Below are 16,149 nucleotides of genomic sequence, written 5' to 3'. Positions count from 1 at the left end.
GCCAGAGCGCCGCCCCCCAGGAAGGACCCTCGTGCCCACTCCGCTCCTCGACTCGTCGACCCCCGGTGAGCACCGCTTGATGCGCGCGGTCCGCACGGCCGAGCGCGACCCCTCTCGATCCGTCGCGAACGGCCCGTCGCCGAGGGGCGGACGGGCCGCTCGAGACGGATGAGCGGAGCGGGCCCTGCCGTCAGCGCGGGGCGCGCAGCCCGGCGAGCGGGCCGTCGTGCAGCGGCTCCGTCTCCCAGCGGACGCGGGCGGTGCGGTCGGGACCGAGCTCGACGTGCAGGCGGTGCGGGGTCTCGAGGAACACGACGTCGACCAGGACTCCGTCGCCCGAGGGTCCGGCGCTCGCCGCGAACGGCCCGTCGACGGTCCAGGCTCCCGCGCCGGGCGTCACCGTGAAGCGCTCGTCGCCCTCGGTCAGCGCGAGCGTCCAGCCGCCCTCGTCGGCCGTCACCTCGACGGCGTCGGGCCACGATCCGACCGGCGTGTAGCTCCCGGTCGCGGGGGAGGCGCCCTCGAGCGGGGGCAGGGCGAGCTCCGACAGCCGGTCGGCCAGTCGGGCGTCGGCCTCCGCCGTGGACCCTCGGCCGACGGCGGGGAGCAGGTGCTCCCAGGCGAGCGCGAGCAGCGTCTGCGTGTCCGAGGTCTGGCCGGTCAGCGCGATCACGAGCTCGTGCTCGGGCACGATCAGGCTGAACTGCCCGTACGCGCCGTCCGCGCGGTAGCCGTGCAGCGACCGCCAGAACTGGAAGCCGTAGCCCTGCTGCCAGTCCGGTCCGCCGTCCTCGTGGGTCGGGACGTGCGCGCGGGACGCCTCGGCGACCCACTCCGGCGAGAGGATCCGCCGGTCGCCCCAGCGCCCCTCCTGCAGGTACAGCAGTCCGAGCGCAGCTGCCGCCTCGGTGGTGGCGTGCAGCCCGCTGTAGCCGAGCTCGCGCCCCGAGTCGTCGCGATGCCAGGCGACCTCGCCGATGCCGAGCGGATCGAGCAGGCGCGGGCGCAGGTAGTCGGTCAGCGACTGCCCGCTCACGCGCTGCACGATCGCGGCGGCGGCGAAGGTGCAGGGCTGGTTGTAGGCGAAGACGCTGCCCGGCTCCTGCTCCGGCGGGAGGAGGAGGAAGCCGCGCACCAGGTCGACCGGATCCGTCTCCTCGGCGCGGTCGATCGTCTCGGCGGAGTGGCCGCTCGCCATCGCGAGGACGTGGCGGACGCGGATCGCACGCGAGCGCGGGTCGGTGATCTCGTCGTCGAGCTCGGGGAAGTACGAGAGGACGGTGGCGTCCAGGTCGACCAGGCCCTCGGCGACCGCGAGGCCGACGGCGGTCGCGGTGAAGCTCTTGCTCAGCGAGTAGAAGAGGTGCGGCCGCTCGGCCGAGTACGGCGCCCACCAGCCCTCGGCGACGACGTCGCCGCCCTGCACGACCATCAGGCCGTGCAGCTCGACGCCGGGAGCGGCCTCGACCCCTTCGACGAAGGCCAGCACTCCCTCGGCGTCGACGGAGCGGGCGGACGGGGTGCTTCTCGGCAGTGAGCGCGTCATCCTCCGATGCTACGACCGGCGCGGCACCGCCTCCGCCCGGGGGCAGGAGGCGGCGCCGCCTAGGCGGTCGGCTCGGCGGGGAAGGGGCCGAGGCCGAGCAGGAAGCGGAGGATCGCGTCGGCCGGCACGCGCAGGGCGGGGCCGGAGCCGAGCTCCCACTCCGCGTCGGTCGGAGCGAGGGTGCGACCGCGGACGGCGGCGCGGATCGCGAGCGGCGCGCGCTGCAGGCGGTCCAGGGCCACCCCGCCGGTGATGCGGGAGGAGAGGGCGAGCGGCTCGGGGGAGAGGGCGAGCTCGACGCGGACGACCTCGACCAGCTCGGCGACCGAGCGGGGACCCGCGCCGGCGCGGCGAGCGGAGGCGAGAGCGGCCAGGGCCGGGGCGATCTCGGCGGCAGGGGGAGGGGAGGAGGCATCGCGGGCGCCCATCCGCGTCGCGAGGCGCTGGCCGGTGCTGCTCGAGAGCCGCACGACGAGCTCTCCGAGCAGGGCGTCCCGGGAGACGGCACTGGCCGCCTCGCCCTCCGTGGTGGAGGGGGAGGCGGCCAGGACGGCGAGGCGGTCGAGCCTCTCGGCGACGAGGGGGCGCCAGTCGTTGCTGACGCCCGTCTCGTCGACCGAGGGCCCGGTGCTCAGCGGCAGGAACCGCGACCAGTCGGGCACGACCGCAGGGCCTAGCGTCCGCCCGAGCGGCGCTTGTTGTAGACGTCGAAGGCGACCGCGAGCAGGAGCACGAGGCCCTTGACCGCCTGCTGCCACTCGATGCCGATGCCCATGATCGACATGCCGTTGTTCAGGACGCCGATGATGAGGCCACCGATGATCGCGCCGCCGATGGTGCCGACGCCGCCCTGGACCGCCGCGCCGCCGATGAAGGCGGCCGAGATGGCCTCGAGCTCGAAGCCGTCGCCCGCCTTCGGGCCGGCGAGGTTGAGTCGTGCGGTGAAGACGAGGCCGGCCAGCGCCGCGAGGACGCCCATGTTGACGAACAGCCAGAAGGTGACGTTGCGGGTCTTGATGCCGGACAGCTCCGCGGCGTGCAGGTTGCCGCCGATCGCGTAGACGTGACGGCCGAAGACGGAGCGGTTCATGACCACGCCGTAGATCAGGACGAGCACGGCGAGCACGATCAGGGTGACCGGGATGCCCTTGAAGGTGGCCAGCGCGAAGGAGAAGGCCGCGATCACGACGGAGACGAGGACGAGCTTGGTGACGAACCAGGCGCCCGGCTCGACGCTCTGCGCGTACTTCTGGCGGCCGCGGCGGGTGCGCACGGACTGCACGGCGAAGGCGACGATCGCGAGCGCGCCGATGACGAGCGACAGCGGGTCGAGGTCGGTCTCGCCGAACAGGTCGGTGAGGAAGCCGTTGCCCAGCGCGCGGTACTCGGTCGGGAAGGAGCCGATGTTCGCGTTGCCGAGGACGACGAGCGCCAGGCCGCGGAAGATCAGCATGCCCGCCAGGGTCACGATGAACGCCGGGATCCCGACGTACGCGATCCAGAAGCCCTGCCACGCTCCGACCAGGGCGCCGATGAGGAGGGAGAGGACGATCGACAGCCACCACGGGAGACCCATGTTGACCGCGAAGACGCCGGAGATCGCTCCGACGAACGCCGCGACCGAGCCGACCGAGAGGTCGATGTGCCCGGCCACGATGACCATCACCATGCCGATGGCGAGGATCAGGATGTAGCCGTTCTGGACGATCAGGTTCGAGATGTTCTGGGGGCGGAGGAGGATTCCGCCGGTCATCACCTCGAACAGCAGCACCACCACGATGAGGGCGATGAAGATGCCGTTCTTGCCGAGGTCGCCCAGCACGTGGCTGAGGCGCTTCGTGAAGGCGTTCTCGGTGGGCTTCACCTGCGCACCGGCCGCGGTGGACGGTTCGTTCTGCAGATCGGTCATCGTTGCTTCTCCTGGGTCATGAGGGTGAGGACCGCCTCGGGCGTCGCCTCGGCGATGGGCAGCTCGCCCGTGATCCGGCCCTCCGACAGCGCGTAGACGCGGTCGCAGATGCCGAGCAGCTCCGGCAGCTCGGAGGAGATGACGATGATCCCCTTACCCTGCGCCGCGAGCCGGTTGATGATGGTGTAGATCTCGTACTTCGCACCCACGTCGATGCCGCGGGTGGGCTCGTCGAGGATGAGGACGTCCGGGTCGGAGTAGATCCACTTCGACAGGACGACCTTCTGCTGGTTGCCGCCGGAGAGCTTCCCGGTCTTGGCGAGCACGGTCGGCGACTTGATGTTCATGCTGCCGCGGTACTCGTTGGCGACCTCGAACTCGCGGTTGTCGTCGACGAGTCCGCCGCGGGCGACCTTGTCGAGCGACGCGAGCGAGATGTTCCGCTTGATGTCGTCGATGAGGTTGAGGCCGTAGTGCTTGCGGTCCTCGGTCGCGTAGGCGAGCCCGTGGGCGATCGCCTCCGAGACGTTGCGGATCTTGATCTCCTTGCCGGCCTTGAAGACCTGGCCGGAGATGCGGCTGCCGTAGGAGCGGCCGAAGAGGCTCATCGCGAACTCGGTGCGCCCGGCGCCCATGAGCCCGGCGATGCCGACGATCTCGCCGCGGTGCACCGTCAGGTTGACCTTGTCCACCATGACGCGGGTCGGGTCCTGGGGGTGGTGGGCCGTCCAGTCGACCACGCGCAGGATCTCCTCGCCGATGTGCGGCGTGTGGTCCGGGTAGCGGTGGTCGAGGTCGCGGCCGACCATGTCCTTGATGATGCGGTCCTCGGTGACGTCGTCGTGAGCGATCGTCTCGATGGTCTTGCCGTCGCGGATGACCGTGACGGTGTCCGCGATCTTCTTGATCTCGTTCAGCTTGTGGCTGATGATGATCGACGTGATGCCCTGCTCCTTGAGGTGCAGGATCAGGTCGAGCAGGTGGTCCGAGTCCTCGTCGTTCAGGGCCGCGGTGGGCTCGTCGAGGATGAGCAGCTTGACCCGCTTGGAGAGCGCCTTCGCGATCTCGACGAGCTGCTGCTTGCCGACTCCGATCTCCATGATCTTGGTGGTCGGGTTCTCGCGCAGACCCACGCGGGCCAGCAGCGCCGCGGCCTCCTGGTTGGTCTTGTTCCAGTCGATCAGGCCGCCGAAGCCGCGCACCTCGTTGCCGAGGAAGATGTTCTCCGCGATGGAGAGGTAGGGGCTGAGGGCCAGCTCCTGGTGGATGATGACGATGCCCTTCGCCTCCGAGTCGCGGATGCTGGAGAACTGCATCACCTCGTCCTCGAAGACGATGTCGCCCTCGTAGGTGCCGTGCGGGTAGACGCCCGACAGGACCTTCATCAGCGTCGACTTGCCGGCGCCGTTCTCCCCGCAGATCGCGTGGACTTCGCCGCGCTGTGCGTTGAGCGTGACGTCCTGGAGCGCCTTCACGCCCGGGAACGTCTTGGTGATGCCGCGCATCTCGAGGATGTTCGAGGTCACGCCGCCTCCCTTCCTTCGTAGTGGGGGAGGGCGCCCGGTGGGCGCCCTCCCGGGGTGTTCCTTCTCGGGTGAGGAGAGAGGACTAGCCGTTCACTTCCGCGTCGGTGTAGTAGCCGCCGTCGACGAGGACGGACTGGATCTGGTCCTTGGTGACGATGACCGGCTCGAGCAGGAAGGACGGGACGACCTTCTTGCCGTTGTCGTAGGTGTCGGTGTCGTTGACCTCGGGCTCGGTGCCCTCGAGCACGGCCTGGGCCATCTTCACGGCCTCCTTGGCGAGCTCGCGGGTGTCCTTGTAGATGGTCGCGTACTGCTCGCCGGCGATGATCGCCTTGACGGAGTCGAGCTCGGCGTCCTGACCGGTGATGATCGGGAAGTCGGAGCCGACGGTGTAGCCGGCGTCGGTCAGAGCCGAGATGATGCCGCGGCTGAGGCCGTCGTAGGGCGAGAGGACGCCCTGGACCTTGGAGCCGTCGGAGTACGTCTTGGTGAGGATGTCCTCCATGCGGCTCTGGGCGACCTCGCCGTCCCAGCGGAGCGTGGCGACGGTGTTGAAGTCGGTCTCGCCGGACTTCACGACGAGCGTCTTGTCGTCGATGTACGGCTGGAGGGTGTCCATCGCGCCGTTGAAGAAGAACGTGGCGTTGTTGTCGTCGGGGCTGCCGGCGAACAGCTCGACGTTGAACGGGCCGGCGGGGGCGTCGGCGGCCTTCGCGCCGGTGAGGTCGGTGAGACCGAGGCCCGCGAGGAGCGAGGTGGCCTGCTGGACGCCCACCTTGTAGTTGTCGAACGTGGCGTAGTAGTCCACGTTCTCGGAGTCGCGGATGAGGCGGTCGTAGGCGATGACGGGGATGTCGTTGGCCTTGGCCTCCTCGAGCACGCTCGTGAGGGTGGTGCCGTCGATCGAGGCGACGATCAGGGCCTTGGCGCCCTTGGTGATCATGTTCTCGAGCTGCGAGACCTGGGTGGGGATGTCGTCCTCGGCGTACTGAAGGTCGACCTGGTAGCCGGCCTCCTCGAGCTGCGACTTGACGTTGTTGCCGTCAGCGATCCAGCGCTCGGACGACTTGGTCGGCATCGCGACGCCGACGAGGCCGCCGTCGCCGGATCCCGAGCCCGAGCCGCCACCGGTTCCGGAGGAGCAGGCGGCGAGGGAGAGGATCATCGCTCCGCCGGCGATGCCGGCGATGAGAGCGCGCTTCATTGTGGTCACTGTGATTCCTTCGTCATTGAATGCAGTGGATGCAGGGCCGCCCTCGGGATCGGGGCGGAGATGTGATGCCATGTGAGCGATCACATTGCGTCATGCTAGACCCGACGGCGCCGTTCGTGTCAACGCGCACGTCTCGACTCGGTAACGGGACACCCGCGGCGCGTCGTCCGCTCTCGGAGCGGTGCTGTCAAGGGTCCCCGGCCCCGGAAGGGAGCCGGAGCCGTCGGCGTTGCGTCCAGCACTGTCGAAAGGACGCACACCATGACGAAGACCTGGTTCATCACCGGCGCCTCGAAGGGCTTCGGCCGCGAGTGGGCCGAGGCGGCGCTCGAGCGCGGCGACTCGGTCGCCGGCACCGCCCGCCGGATCGAGACCCTCGACGCCCTCGTCGAGGAGTACCCCGACACGTTCCTCCCGCTGACCCTCGACGTGACCGACCGCGAGGCCGGCTTCGCCGCCGTGCAGGCCGCGGCCGAGCGGTTCGGCCGGCTGGACGTCGTGATCAACAACGCCGGCTACGGGCACTTCGGCATGATCGAGGAGCTCACCGAGGAGGAGGTCCGCGCGCAGCTCGAGACCAACGTCTTCGGCGCCCTCTGGATCACCCAGGCCGCGCTGCCGATCCTCCGCGAGCAGGGCTCGGGGCACATCGTGCAGGTGTCCAGCATCGGCGGCATCAGCGCGTTCCCCTCGATCGGCGCGTACCACGCGTCGAAGTGGGCGCTCGAGGGCTTCACCCAGTCGCTGGCCGCCGAGGTCGCCGGCTTCGGGATCCACGTGACCCTCGTCGAGCCCGGCGGGTACTCGACCGACTGGTCCGGTCCCTCCGCGTCGCGCAGCGAGCCGATCGCCGCGTACGACGAGGTCCGGGAGGCAGCGAGCCGACGCCCCTCCGCCGCTCAGCAGGGCGACCCGCGGGCCTCGCGCCTCGGGATCCTCGCGGTCGTGGACGCGGACGAGCCGCCGCTGCGGATCTTCTTCGGGCGCGCGCCGCTGGGCATCGCGACGGCGGACTACGAGTCGCGCCTCGAGACCTGGAAGCGCTGGAACGACGTGTCGATCGCTGCTCACGGCGAGTGATCCCGGGCGGTCGCGGCGCGAGGGCGTCGCGGCCGCCGGTCAGCGCGAGGCGGTGACGCTCGCGCTCCGGGGGACGGCCGTGGATCCGCGGACGACCAGCTGCGGAGCGATCGGCGCCGCCTTCTCCGGCCGGTCGCCCTCGATCAGGCTGAGCAGCGCGGCCACGCACCGGCGTCCGAGCTCCACGAAGTCCTGGCGGACGCTGGTCAGCGGCGGCCAGTAGAACGCCGCCTCGGGGATGTCGTCGAAGCCGATGACGCTGACGTCCTCCGGCACGCGGACCCCGCGCTCGTGGAACGCGCTCATCAGTCCGAGCGCCATCTGGTCGTTCCCCGCGAACACCGCGGTGAAGTCGAGGAAGCGCGAGAGCTCGAGGCCCACGCGGTGGCCGCGCTCGGCGCTCCAGTCGCCGAGCAGCGGCGGGCGCAGCGGGATCGAGCGGTGGTCGAGCTCGGTGAGGTAGCCGCGCATCCGCGCCTCGGCCTCGATCCAGTCCTGCGGGCCGGCGAGGTGCACGATCTCGGTGTGCCCGAGGTCGATCAGGTGCCCGGTGGCGATGCGGGCGCCGGCCATCTGGTCGACGTAGAGCGCGTCGTCGCGGTCGTCCTCGCTCGTCTGCAGCGTCACGTGCGGGATGCGCAGCGCGACTCCGGACAGGATGTCGAAGACGCGGATCTGCGGGGCGACGACCACGAGGCCCTCGACCGCCTGGTTGAGCAGATGCCGGATCCCGGCCTGGATCGACGCGCCGTCGGTGCCGTCGACGTTGGCTGTGACGACGAGGTAGCCCGCGTCGCGCGCCGCCACCTCGATGGCCTGGATGCTGGAGGCCGGACCGTACTGCAGGCTCTGCGAGGACAGCACGCCGACGGTGCGGGTGCGGCTGGTGACCAGTGCCCGCGCGGCGAGGTTGGGGCGGTAGTCGAGTTCGGCCATGACCTCGAGCACGCGCTTCTTCGTCTCGGCGCGGAGGCTCGGGTGGTCGTTCAGGACCCGGGAGACGGTCTGGTGCGAGACGCCGGCCGCGCGGGCGACGTCGTAGATGCTCGGCGCCCGCGACGCGGGCTTGTCTTCCGGCATCGGGCACCGCGGCTCTCTGTGATCGGCGCCTCCGACGCAGGACCGGGGCGCCCTCACGGGCGGCTCGCCCGTCCGCGGGCGCGTGTGAGCACACTTTACGTCCCTCGGCGCGGGGCCCTGCACACCGACGGAACCTCGACGGCTCGGACGCGTGCCGCTCCCGGATCGGCCGGACGTTCCGGCACCGCTGGTGCGGGCGCGCCGGAACGACGCGATCCGCGCCTCCGCCCCGCGGTCGTCGCAGCGGGTGGTCGACGCGGTCGGGTCAGCCGTCGAAGACCTCGGCCGAGGCGAAGGCCGCATCGGAGCGGAGCACGGCGACGAGGTCCGCGGGACAGTCCTCGAAGGCCGTCCTCTCCGGACCGGGAGGCGTGTGCGCTCGGACGTCGACGACGGATCCCTGGGGCGCGACGGCGTCGGGCGATCACAGGCGCCACCCTGCGGTCCGGGGTACTTTCCCGGGTGTGAACGACAGCGACGAGAAGTCCGGGAGAGGCTGGCGCATCGATCTCGGCGAGCCGCCGGAGAGCGTGTCCGGCGATGTCGCCGACGCTCTCGATAAGGTGTCCGCGGAATTCGCGGCATTCCAGAGCGGGACTTCCGGCGAGGGCGGAGAAAGGGCCGCGGCCCTCCGAGGAGCCGCCCGACTCGGGGCCGTCGAGCATCGGCTCGCCGTCGCCTCGGGGCTGACGCGGGAAGGCGTCCGCGCCTTTCTCGCGGGGGGATGACAAGCCGTCGGAGAGGCGGTTCCCCCGTGCCTCGACAAGCCGGCGCCGAAGGAAGAGAAAGGCCTCGAGAAGGCTCGGCATCCGGACAGATCGGAGACGACGAATGGACGACGAGGAGTGGGCTCGGTACCTTCTCGCGATGGAGCGCCGAGCACCGACGAATCAGGACGGCGCGACCGCGGAACGCCGTGACGCGATGCTGGCGGCCGTCCTGCGTGAGCTCGACGCGGTCGATCCGTACGGACTCGAGCCGGGTCGCGAGGACGGCGCTCCCCGCGACGAGCACGCGTCTGAGGCGGCCCCGATCGCGAGCATCCTCCTGCGCCGAGGACGGATCACCGGCGAGGAGCTCGACTCCGTCTGGCGGTTCTGGTTCGGCGAGCCGCTGAGCGCCCTGCTCGGCGACGGCTTCGCCCCGCTCCTGGCGCGGCTCGACCGGCTCGCTCCTCCCTCGGCGGAGGACTGACGGGCGTCGGGTTCCGGCGGCGGACCGGCCGCGATCCCGGCGTCCCGTATAGCTCCGCCCAGCTCCGCCTAGCTCCGCTCGCGGAAGAAGCGGATGAGCTCGCGCAGGGCCGGGAGCGTCGCGCTCTCGGCCTCGGCGTCGTCGAGGTCGTCGAAGGAGGTGCGCAGCCCGGCGGCCTCGGCGTCGGCGGCGGACTCGAACGTCATCGACCACTCCGGGAACAGCCGCTCCCGGATCGGCTCCTCGAGGAGGGTGCGCAGCTGCGCGTGGCGCTCGTCGGCGGCGATGACGGCCATCCGCTCGCGCAGGACCTCGTCCGGCCCCTCGAGCACCTGGAGGAATCGGCCGTCACGGTGCAGGAGCATGCCGGTCAGGCCGAGGCGCTCGTTGTTCGCGCGGCACTGGGCGAGCAGCGCGGGGAGGTCGGCGTCCGTGAAGCCGGCGGAGGTGCGGCTGGAGTAGACGAGGGAGAGCATGGCGTCCGTTCCTGGTGGGGGAGGCGGGCGCCTCCGCTCCCAGTGGACCACCGACAGCGCCTCCCGCACGGCCACTTCCGCCGGCGGCGGCGGGCTGCTAGAGCTAGCCGACCGTGATCGGAGCGGCGGACGGACGGGTCCCCTGCCGCATCCAGACGAAGAAGCCGACCAGGGTGAACGCGCCGTAGAAGACGTACATCAGCCCCGACGCGTAGTAGCCGGCCGAGAACAGCAGCGGCACGCCGACCAGGTCGACGGCCACCCAGATGAGCCAGAACTCGGTCCAGCCCTTCGCCATGCCGTAGGTGGCGAGGACGGAGCCGACGAAGATCCACGCGTCGCTCCAGACCGGCTCGTAGGAGCCGAGCGCGCGGAACACGGGAGTCAGCACCGCGGTGCCGCCGACCATCCCGAGCACCAGCAGGCCGCGGGTGCGCCACGACGCCCAGCGCGGCTCGATCAGGGTGGTCGAGTCGTCGGGGCGGTGGGTCCACCGGTACCAGCCGTAGACGCTGACCAGGATGAACATCACCTGCCGCCCGGCCTGGCCGAGCAGGTTGACGGGGTTCGGAGTGCCGAACAGGGCGCCCATGAAGACCGTGAACAGCAGCACGTTGCCGATGAGGCCGACGGGCCAGGCCCAGACCTTCCGCCGCATCCCGCCGAGGGCGCTGAGGAGCCCGAAGACGTTGCCGATGACCTCCCGCCAGAGGACGGTCTGCTCGCCGATGACGATCTGCGCGTCGAACAGCCAGTGCACGAGGTCCACGAGGCCTTCTTCCTGAGTCGGGATGCCGGGTGGTGCAACCCTGCCCCATCCCGGGCCATTCCCGTCGCGGGCGGATGCGGGCGCCGCGCTCGGACCACGCTGGATCCCGCTCCGGGGCGGGGAGCGCGACCGGCGCCCCGCTGTGCTGCCGCGACCGTAGGCTGGCGGGATGACGTCCCGGGTGCGACTCCTGCTGGCCTCGTCGCACCCCGGGCCGACCGTGACGGTCACCGTGCTGGCGACCGTGATCGCGGCGGCGTCCGGGCATCCGCTCGGGCAGGTCGTGCTGGTGGCGCTCGCCGTGCTGCTCGGGCAGCTCTCGATCGGGCTCGCGAACGACTGGATCGACGCCGATCGCGACCGCGCGGTGGGGCGCACCGACAAGCCGGTCGCGCAGGGGCTGATCGGCGTGGGCGCCGTCCGCACCGCCGCACTGGGGACGGCCGCGGCCGCCGTGGTGCTCTCGCTGCTGCTCGGACCGGTCGCCGCGGTCGCGCACCTGGTGCTGGTCGCCGCGGGCTGGGCCTACGACGCGGGGCTCAAGCGCACGGTCTGGTCCGTCGTTCCCTTCGTGGTCGCCTTCGGGCTGCTGCCGGTGGTGGCGGTGGCGGCGGGCGACGGCCGGGTCCCCGCCTGGTGGGCGATCGCGACCGGCGCCGTGTTCGGCGTCGCGATCCACTGCACGAACGTGCTCCCCGACCTGGTCGACGACGAGGCCACCGGGGTCCGCGGCTTCCCGCACCGCCTCGGCCTGCGGCTCTCCGGAGTCGTCGCCTTCGGGTCGCTGGTGGTGGCCGCGCTGCTCGTGCTCGTCGGACAGCTCGTCGGCGACCAGCCGGTGCGCGGGACGGGCGTGGTGCTCGCGGTGATCGGGACCCTCGCGGTGGTCGTGCTCGCCGCGGCGGGCATCCGCCTGGTGCTGACCGGCCCGCCCACGCGCACCCTGTTCCGGCTGGTGATCGCGGCCTCGCTCGTGCTGGTGGTCGAGCTCGGGCTGGCGGGCGCGCGGCTCATCGGCTGACCGGCCGCCCTCAGGACCAGCGCATCGCGTAGACGCGGGCGAGCAGGTCCGAGGTCGGCAGGGCGAGGGCGGTGCGGAGGAACGCCTCGCGGCCGCGGTGCGCGAGCGAGCCGAGCGGGCGTCCGAGGGCCATGTTCGCCTCCGCCTGCCGCGCCGCGCGCCGGGCCGCGGTGGTGCGCCGCCGGGCGAAGCCGGGCCAGGGGCCGGCCTCGCCGCGGCGCACGGCACCGGCCAGGAGCGGGGCGAGCTCGGCGGCGTCGAGCCAGCCGAGGTTCATGCCCTGCCCGCCGATCGGACTGATCTCGTGCGCGGCGTCGCCGATGAGCACGACGCGGCCGACGCCCATCCGCTCGGCCTCGCGGCGCCGCACCTGGAAGCCGCTGAGCATCGTGCAGGTCTCCGGGTCGGCGTCTGCGCCCGTCCGGTCGCGGACAGCGGCGGCCAGGGCGCGCGCGGCCTCCTGGTCGGGGGCCTCCTCGGGCCGCCAGGCGGGGGCGCCGAGGGAGCGGTCGGGGCCGCTCAGGGCGACGTACCGGCGCCGACCGCCCGGCAGGGGGAAGGACTCCACCACTCCGGCCGGGCCGACGTCGACCAGCGCGGTGCCGGTGAGACCGCCGGGCTCGGGGTCGGCGAAGTCGCCCATCACGTAGCGGTCCGGGTAGTCGCGGCCGGTGGTGCGGATCCCGAGCAGGTCGCGGACGGTGCTCCGGGCGCCGTCGGCTCCCACGACGAAGGCGGTGCGGACAGAGACCGGCTCGCCGCCCGGTCCGGTGCCGGTCGCCTCGACGGTGGAGCCGCGGCGGAGCAGGCCGGTCAGCGCGACCCCCGGGCGCAGCGCGTCCGGGGACGCCGCCTCGAGGCGCTCGCGGAGGATCGCCTCGGTGCGGTGCTGGTCGAGGGTGACGACGTAGGGGTGCGTCGCGGAGGCGCGTGCGAACGAGAGCGTGCCGAGGGTGCGGCCCCGGCTGCGCGCGACGCCCTCGCGGACCCGGGTGGCCTCGGCCAGCACGGGAGCATCGGCACCGACCGCGGCGAAAGCGTCGAGCGACGGCGGATGGATGCCGATCGCCCGCGAGCCGCGCGGTACCGAGGAGCGCCGCTCCCACACCTGCACGTCCACTCCGGCCCGCGCCAGGAGCGCGCCGAGCAGGAGTCCGACCGGACCGCCGCCGACCACGAGCACGTCCGTCTCCGCTGTCACGGGTCGAGCCTAGGGAGCGGCGGCGCGGCGGGCGAGGGGGTGCGCTCGACCCGCCGCGCGTGCTCAGGGTGCGAGCGGAGGCGTCAGAGCGCGTCGACAGCGGCGAGGATCTCCTCGGTCTCCGTGCGCGTCGTGTAGTCGACGTGCACGTCCGCCGTGCGGACGATCCGGTCGGCGTCGACGACCAGGACGGTCGGGTACGGGACGGCCGGGGTGTCGTCGGCGTTGCTGTCCTTCACGGCGAAGCCGAGCGCGGTGTGCGCCTCCTGCGCCTCGCCGCTGGGGGCGGTGACGATGCCGAGAGCGCTCGCGAGCGTGTTGCCGGGGTCGGAGACGACGGTGAAGCCCAGGTCGCCGTTCGCGACCGCCGCGCGCGACCCGTCGGGGGTCTGCGGGCTGATCGCGACGAGGGCGACTCCGCGCGACGCGAGCTCGGGGGCGAGGGTCTCGTTGTAGTGCTTGAGCGTGATGTTGCAGTACGGGCACCAGGCTCCGCGGTAGAAGACGAGGACGGCCGGGCCCGCGCCGAGGACGTCCGCGAGGTCGACGGTGTCGCCGTCGACGGTCACGACGGAGGCGGCGGGAAGCGCGTCGCCGGCGGTGACGGCTCCGCTCGGGGCGCCGGCGGCGACGAGGTCGTCGCGCTCGCCGGAGAAGACGGCGGCGAGCTCGGGGCCGACCGTCTCGTCGAAGCCGACGGTGAACTGGTCGAGCTGGGTGCGGACGGAGGTGCTGGTCATCGGAAGTCCTTCGGTCGTGACGGTCGTGGTCCCCCGTCCGGGAGCCTAGGCATGCGCGGGACCGGGCGCCGGGCGCCCGTCACGCGGCGTCACACGACGGCCGACGCGTGTCGGCCGGCGTGCGTGGGGACCGGCCCCGTCGCTCCGTCACTCCGGGGCGACGACCAGCTCGCCGCCGGCGGAGCGCGAGACGCACGGCATGATCCAGCGGTCCTGCTCCTCGGGGGTCAGCACCAGGTCGCGGTGCTCCGCCGTCCCGCCGACGAGGCGCAGGCGGCAGGTGCCGCACGTGCCCGACTCGCAGGAGGAGTCGACGTCGATCCCGGAGGAGCGGAGCGCGGTGAGGAGCGAGCGGTCGGCCGGGACCTCCACGACGGCTCCGGTCGGCTCCCAGACGGCGGCGAAGGGGACGGCCCGGTCGCCGACGGCGTCGACGCCCGCGAAGTCCTCGACGTGGATCCGGCTCGGGCGCCAGTGCATCGTGAGGGCGAGGACCTCGTCGATCAGCGCGGACGGACCGCAGCAGTAGATCCGGGTGTCGTCGTCGGGCTCGGCGACGAGCGGCCAGAGGTCGAGCCGGCCGTGGATCGCACTGTGGTGCACGAGGGAGCCGTCGGCGGAGAACTCGTCGAGCCACGCGGTGTCCTCGGGGGTGCGGCTGAGGTAGACGACCTGCACGGCCGATCCCTGCGCCCGGAGCTCGGCGGCCATCGCGCGGATCGGGGTGACCCCGATCCCGCCGGCGATCAGGAGGTAGCGGGCGGCGGGCCGGAGGGCGAAGGTGTTCGCGGGCGGCGCGGAGGAGAGGACATCGCCGACGCGGACGTCGTCGTGGAGGCTCCGCGATCCGCCCCGACCCCCGGGCTCGCGGCGCACCGCGATCGCGTAGTGCGACGGCTCCGCGGATCCCGGCTCGACGAGGCTGTAGCTGCGGCGCTCGCCGGAGGGGGTCGTGAGCGTGAGGTGCGCGCCGGCGGAGTAGCCGGGCAGCGGGGCGCCGTCCTCGCTCCGCAGCACGAAGCGGGTGACGGCCGGGGTGAGCGCCTCGCGCTCGGCCACCACGAGCCGCAGCTCAGCCACGGAGCACCAGCTCGTCGCCCACGCCGAGCGTGCCGCCGTCGAGGACCTCCGCGTAGACGCCGAGGAGCTCGTGGCCGTAGGTCTCGTGCAGCAGGCGAGGGACCGGCAGGTCGCGCCGACCGGTGCCCGGCTCGACCTCGGTCGCGGCGCACCGCTCGGTGGCCTTCGTGATCCGCAGCCGCAGCCCGCCCGCGGTGAGCTCGCGCCCGAGCAGCTCGAGCTCGCTCCACGCGGGCAGCCCCTCGAGGTGGATGTTCCCGCGGAACCGCAGCGGATCGACGCTCCGGCCGGTGCGCTCGGCGAGGTCGCGGACACTCGCCAGGTTGATCAGCGAGACGTACTCCATCTCGACATCGGAGTTGTGGGCCGTGTCGGTGTAGCGGCGCCCCGCGTCCTGGGCGATCACGGGCTCGACGCCGGGCGGCAGGTCGAGCACGCGGGCGGCGAAGGAGCGCAGTGCGGCCCGGCCGTCCTCCGCGCCGAGGTCGGCGGAGAGGACCCGGTGGCCGCGGACGTCGACGGTGAGCACTCCGCTGTCGGGGTCGAGGTGCGTGGTCAGGCCGGCGAGGCGCGCCTCGGCGACGAGCACGAAGTACTCGCGCTTGGAGATGCCGTGCCGCATGCCGGGCCGGTAGGCGCCGCCGGGGCGGGCGAGGGCGATCGTGCGGTCGAAGGGGACGCCGCGGCCGGCGGTGAGCTCGACGCGGGGGAGCGGCTGCGGGGTCAAGCCCTTCACCGGGTAGACGAAGAGGCCGTCCACGCGTGTCGTCATGCCCCCATCCTGGCGCATCGCCGGGAAGCCGGCAGAGCCGTCGCGGCGCAGCGGAGCGCGAGGAACGGACGCGGCGCCGTGCGGATCCTGCGAGGGCGGGCGGAGGGATCCGCTCCGGCGGGCCTCGTCAGTACTGGAGGGAGAGGCCGACCAGGGGCGGGACGACGAGCGCGCCCAGCTCGACGATCGCGACGCTCGCGCCGACGCCGAGCGTGACGGCCGAGAGCAGCCGGGCGCGGTCCTTCCGCGCGACGCCGATGACGCCGACGATCGCGGTCGCCGTCGCGAGCACGAGCATCGTGACCCCGAGGGCGGCGAAGAGCGCCCCGATCTGCGTGGTGTCGAAGCCGCCCTGGAACGCGAGGACCGGGATGGCCGTGGTGAGCGCGGTCCGCCCGATCTGCGCGAGGACGAGGACGATCGCGAGGACGAGGCCGACGATGCCGACGACGTCGCGGGGCCGTGACGGTGTAGACGCCCTCCGCGGCGACGAGGCCGGCACCGCGGGGGCGCCAGTCGCGTCGGATCACGCGGACGAGGTC

The 16,149-nt window shown here is 72.5% G+C and carries 17 protein-coding genes; 4 read left to right on the top strand and 13 right to left on the bottom strand.

The genetic code is table 11. The features are described from left to right. Positions 1 to 190 precede the first annotated feature (190 nt). From C5C25_RS13605 to chvE, 5 genes are all read right to left on the bottom strand, one after another. Positions 191 to 1,546, bottom strand: a complete 1,356-nt coding sequence (locus C5C25_RS13605) for a serine hydrolase (protein ID WP_104250919.1) — start codon at positions 1,544 to 1,546, stop codon at positions 191 to 193. 59 nt (positions 1,547 to 1,605) lie between these two features. Continuing rightward, entirely contained in the window at positions 1,606 to 2,208 is a 603-nt protein-coding gene (locus tag C5C25_RS13600; RefSeq protein ID WP_104250918.1) for a hypothetical protein, read from the bottom strand. A gap of 11 nt (positions 2,209 to 2,219) precedes the next feature. Then, complete coding sequence (gene mmsB, locus C5C25_RS13595; RefSeq protein WP_104224982.1) at positions 2,220 to 3,455, bottom strand: multiple monosaccharide ABC transporter permease; 1,236 nt, start codon at positions 3,453 to 3,455, stop codon at positions 2,220 to 2,222. Then, positions 3,452 to 4,981 (bottom strand): multiple monosaccharide ABC transporter ATP-binding protein, encoded by a 1,530-nt coding sequence (gene mmsA, locus C5C25_RS13590; protein WP_104227396.1) that lies wholly within the window; start codon positions 4,979 to 4,981, stop codon positions 3,452 to 3,454. Before mmsA ends, mmsB begins: the two co-directional genes overlap by 4 nt. 82 nt (positions 4,982 to 5,063) lie before the next feature. Next, positions 5,064 to 6,185, bottom strand: a complete 1,122-nt coding sequence (chvE, locus tag C5C25_RS13585) for a multiple monosaccharide ABC transporter substrate-binding protein (RefSeq protein ID WP_104224984.1) — start codon at positions 6,183 to 6,185, stop codon at positions 5,064 to 5,066. Positions 6,186 to 6,455: 270 nt separating this feature from the next. Between chvE and C5C25_RS13580 the strand changes: the two genes are divergently transcribed. Further along, a complete protein-coding gene (locus C5C25_RS13580) occupies positions 6,456 to 7,274 on the top strand; it encodes an SDR family oxidoreductase (RefSeq protein ID WP_104250917.1) in 819 nt (272 codons plus the stop codon). Positions 7,275 to 7,313: 39 nt separating this feature from the next. Here C5C25_RS13580 and C5C25_RS13575 read toward each other — a convergent pair whose 3' ends face one another. Next, on the bottom strand, positions 7,314 to 8,354 hold the full coding sequence (locus C5C25_RS13575) for a LacI family DNA-binding transcriptional regulator (protein ID WP_104224986.1): 1,041 nt from the start codon (positions 8,352 to 8,354) through the stop codon (positions 7,314 to 7,316). 464 nt (positions 8,355 to 8,818) lie between these two features. On the opposite strand from C5C25_RS13575, the gene C5C25_RS13570 reads away from it, so the two are divergent. After that, entirely contained in the window at positions 8,819 to 9,082 is a 264-nt protein-coding gene (locus tag C5C25_RS13570) for a hypothetical protein (protein ID WP_104250916.1), read from the top strand. Positions 9,083 to 9,221: 139 nt separating this feature from the next. Continuing rightward, complete coding sequence (locus tag C5C25_RS13565; RefSeq protein ID WP_146079481.1) at positions 9,222 to 9,548, top strand: hypothetical protein; 327 nt, start codon at positions 9,222 to 9,224, stop codon at positions 9,546 to 9,548. A 68-nt stretch (positions 9,549 to 9,616) separates the two neighbouring features. On the opposite strand, the gene C5C25_RS13560 is transcribed toward C5C25_RS13565, so the two are convergent. Continuing rightward, positions 9,617 to 10,024: a BLUF domain-containing protein gene (locus C5C25_RS13560; protein WP_104250914.1), complete on the bottom strand. Its 408-nt coding sequence runs from the start codon at positions 10,022 to 10,024 to the stop codon at positions 9,617 to 9,619. Positions 10,025 to 10,127: 103 nt separating this feature from the next. Continuing rightward, positions 10,128 to 10,793 carry a nicotinamide riboside transporter PnuC gene (pnuC, locus tag C5C25_RS13555; RefSeq protein ID WP_104227403.1) on the bottom strand — a complete coding sequence of 222 codons (666 nt, stop codon included), beginning with the start codon at positions 10,791 to 10,793 and terminating at the stop codon, positions 10,128 to 10,130. Positions 10,794 to 10,962: 169 nt separating this feature from the next. Between pnuC and C5C25_RS13550 the strand changes: the two genes are divergently transcribed. Beyond that, on the top strand, positions 10,963 to 11,814 hold the full coding sequence (locus C5C25_RS13550) for a UbiA family prenyltransferase (RefSeq protein WP_104250913.1): 852 nt from the start codon (positions 10,963 to 10,965) through the stop codon (positions 11,812 to 11,814). Between the two features lie 10 nt (positions 11,815 to 11,824). On the opposite strand, the gene C5C25_RS13545 is transcribed toward C5C25_RS13550, so the two are convergent. The 5 genes from C5C25_RS13545 to C5C25_RS13525 form a co-directional block, all read right to left on the bottom strand. After that, positions 11,825 to 13,015, bottom strand: coding sequence for an NAD(P)/FAD-dependent oxidoreductase (locus tag C5C25_RS13545; RefSeq protein WP_104250912.1), 1,191 nt, complete (start codon positions 13,013 to 13,015; stop codon positions 11,825 to 11,827). 83 nt (positions 13,016 to 13,098) lie between these two features. Next, positions 13,099 to 13,755 (bottom strand): peroxiredoxin-like family protein, encoded by a 657-nt coding sequence (locus C5C25_RS13540; protein WP_104250911.1) that lies wholly within the window; start codon positions 13,753 to 13,755, stop codon positions 13,099 to 13,101. Between the two features lie 147 nt (positions 13,756 to 13,902). Beyond that, positions 13,903 to 14,835, bottom strand: coding sequence for a PDR/VanB family oxidoreductase (locus C5C25_RS13535; protein WP_104250910.1), 933 nt, complete (start codon positions 14,833 to 14,835; stop codon positions 13,903 to 13,905). Next, positions 14,828 to 15,607, bottom strand: coding sequence for an MOSC domain-containing protein (locus C5C25_RS13530; RefSeq protein ID WP_104324789.1), 780 nt, complete (start codon positions 15,605 to 15,607; stop codon positions 14,828 to 14,830). Before C5C25_RS13530 ends, C5C25_RS13535 begins: the two co-directional genes overlap by 8 nt. Before the next feature lie 127 nt (positions 15,608 to 15,734). Further along, complete coding sequence (locus C5C25_RS13525; protein ID WP_104250908.1) at positions 15,735 to 16,109, bottom strand: hypothetical protein; 375 nt, start codon at positions 16,107 to 16,109, stop codon at positions 15,735 to 15,737. Positions 16,110 to 16,149: the final 40 nt, after the last annotated feature.

The organism is Rathayibacter sp. AY2B9 (assembly GCF_002931595.1).
Taxonomy (GTDB): Bacteria; Actinomycetota; Actinomycetes; order Actinomycetales; family Microbacteriaceae; genus Rathayibacter.
The sequence above is the reverse complement of the archived record's forward strand: the minus strand, read 5'-3'. Positions and strand labels throughout refer to the sequence as shown.

What these genes read in the sequence shown, in the direction of transcription:
- C5C25_RS13605 (WP_104250919.1), bottom strand. Translation starts at nt 1,546, where the DNA reads ATGACGCGCTCACTGCCGAGAAGCACCCCGTCCGCCCGCTCCGTCGAC.
- mmsB (WP_104224982.1), bottom strand. Translation starts at nt 3,455, where the DNA reads ATGACCGATCTGCAGAACGAACCGTCCACCGCGGCCGGTGCGCAGGTG.
- chvE (WP_104224984.1), bottom strand. Translation starts at nt 6,185, where the DNA reads ATGAAGCGCGCTCTCATCGCCGGCATCGCCGGCGGAGCGATGATCCTC.
- C5C25_RS13580 (WP_104250917.1), top strand. Translation starts at nt 6,456, where the DNA reads ATGACGAAGACCTGGTTCATCACCGGCGCCTCGAAGGGCTTCGGCCGC.
- C5C25_RS13575 (WP_104224986.1), bottom strand. Translation starts at nt 8,354, where the DNA reads ATGCCGGAAGACAAGCCCGCGTCGCGGGCGCCGAGCATCTACGACGTC.
- C5C25_RS13565 (WP_146079481.1), top strand. Translation starts at nt 9,222, where the DNA reads ATGGAGCGCCGAGCACCGACGAATCAGGACGGCGCGACCGCGGAACGC.
- C5C25_RS13560 (WP_104250914.1), bottom strand. Translation starts at nt 10,024, where the DNA reads ATGCTCTCCCTCGTCTACTCCAGCCGCACCTCCGCCGGCTTCACGGAC.
- C5C25_RS13550 (WP_104250913.1), top strand. Translation starts at nt 10,963, where the DNA reads ATGACGTCCCGGGTGCGACTCCTGCTGGCCTCGTCGCACCCCGGGCCG.
- C5C25_RS13540 (WP_104250911.1), bottom strand. Translation starts at nt 13,755, where the DNA reads ATGACCAGCACCTCCGTCCGCACCCAGCTCGACCAGTTCACCGTCGGC.
- C5C25_RS13530 (WP_104324789.1), bottom strand. Translation starts at nt 15,607, where the DNA reads ATGACGACACGCGTGGACGGCCTCTTCGTCTACCCGGTGAAGGGCTTG.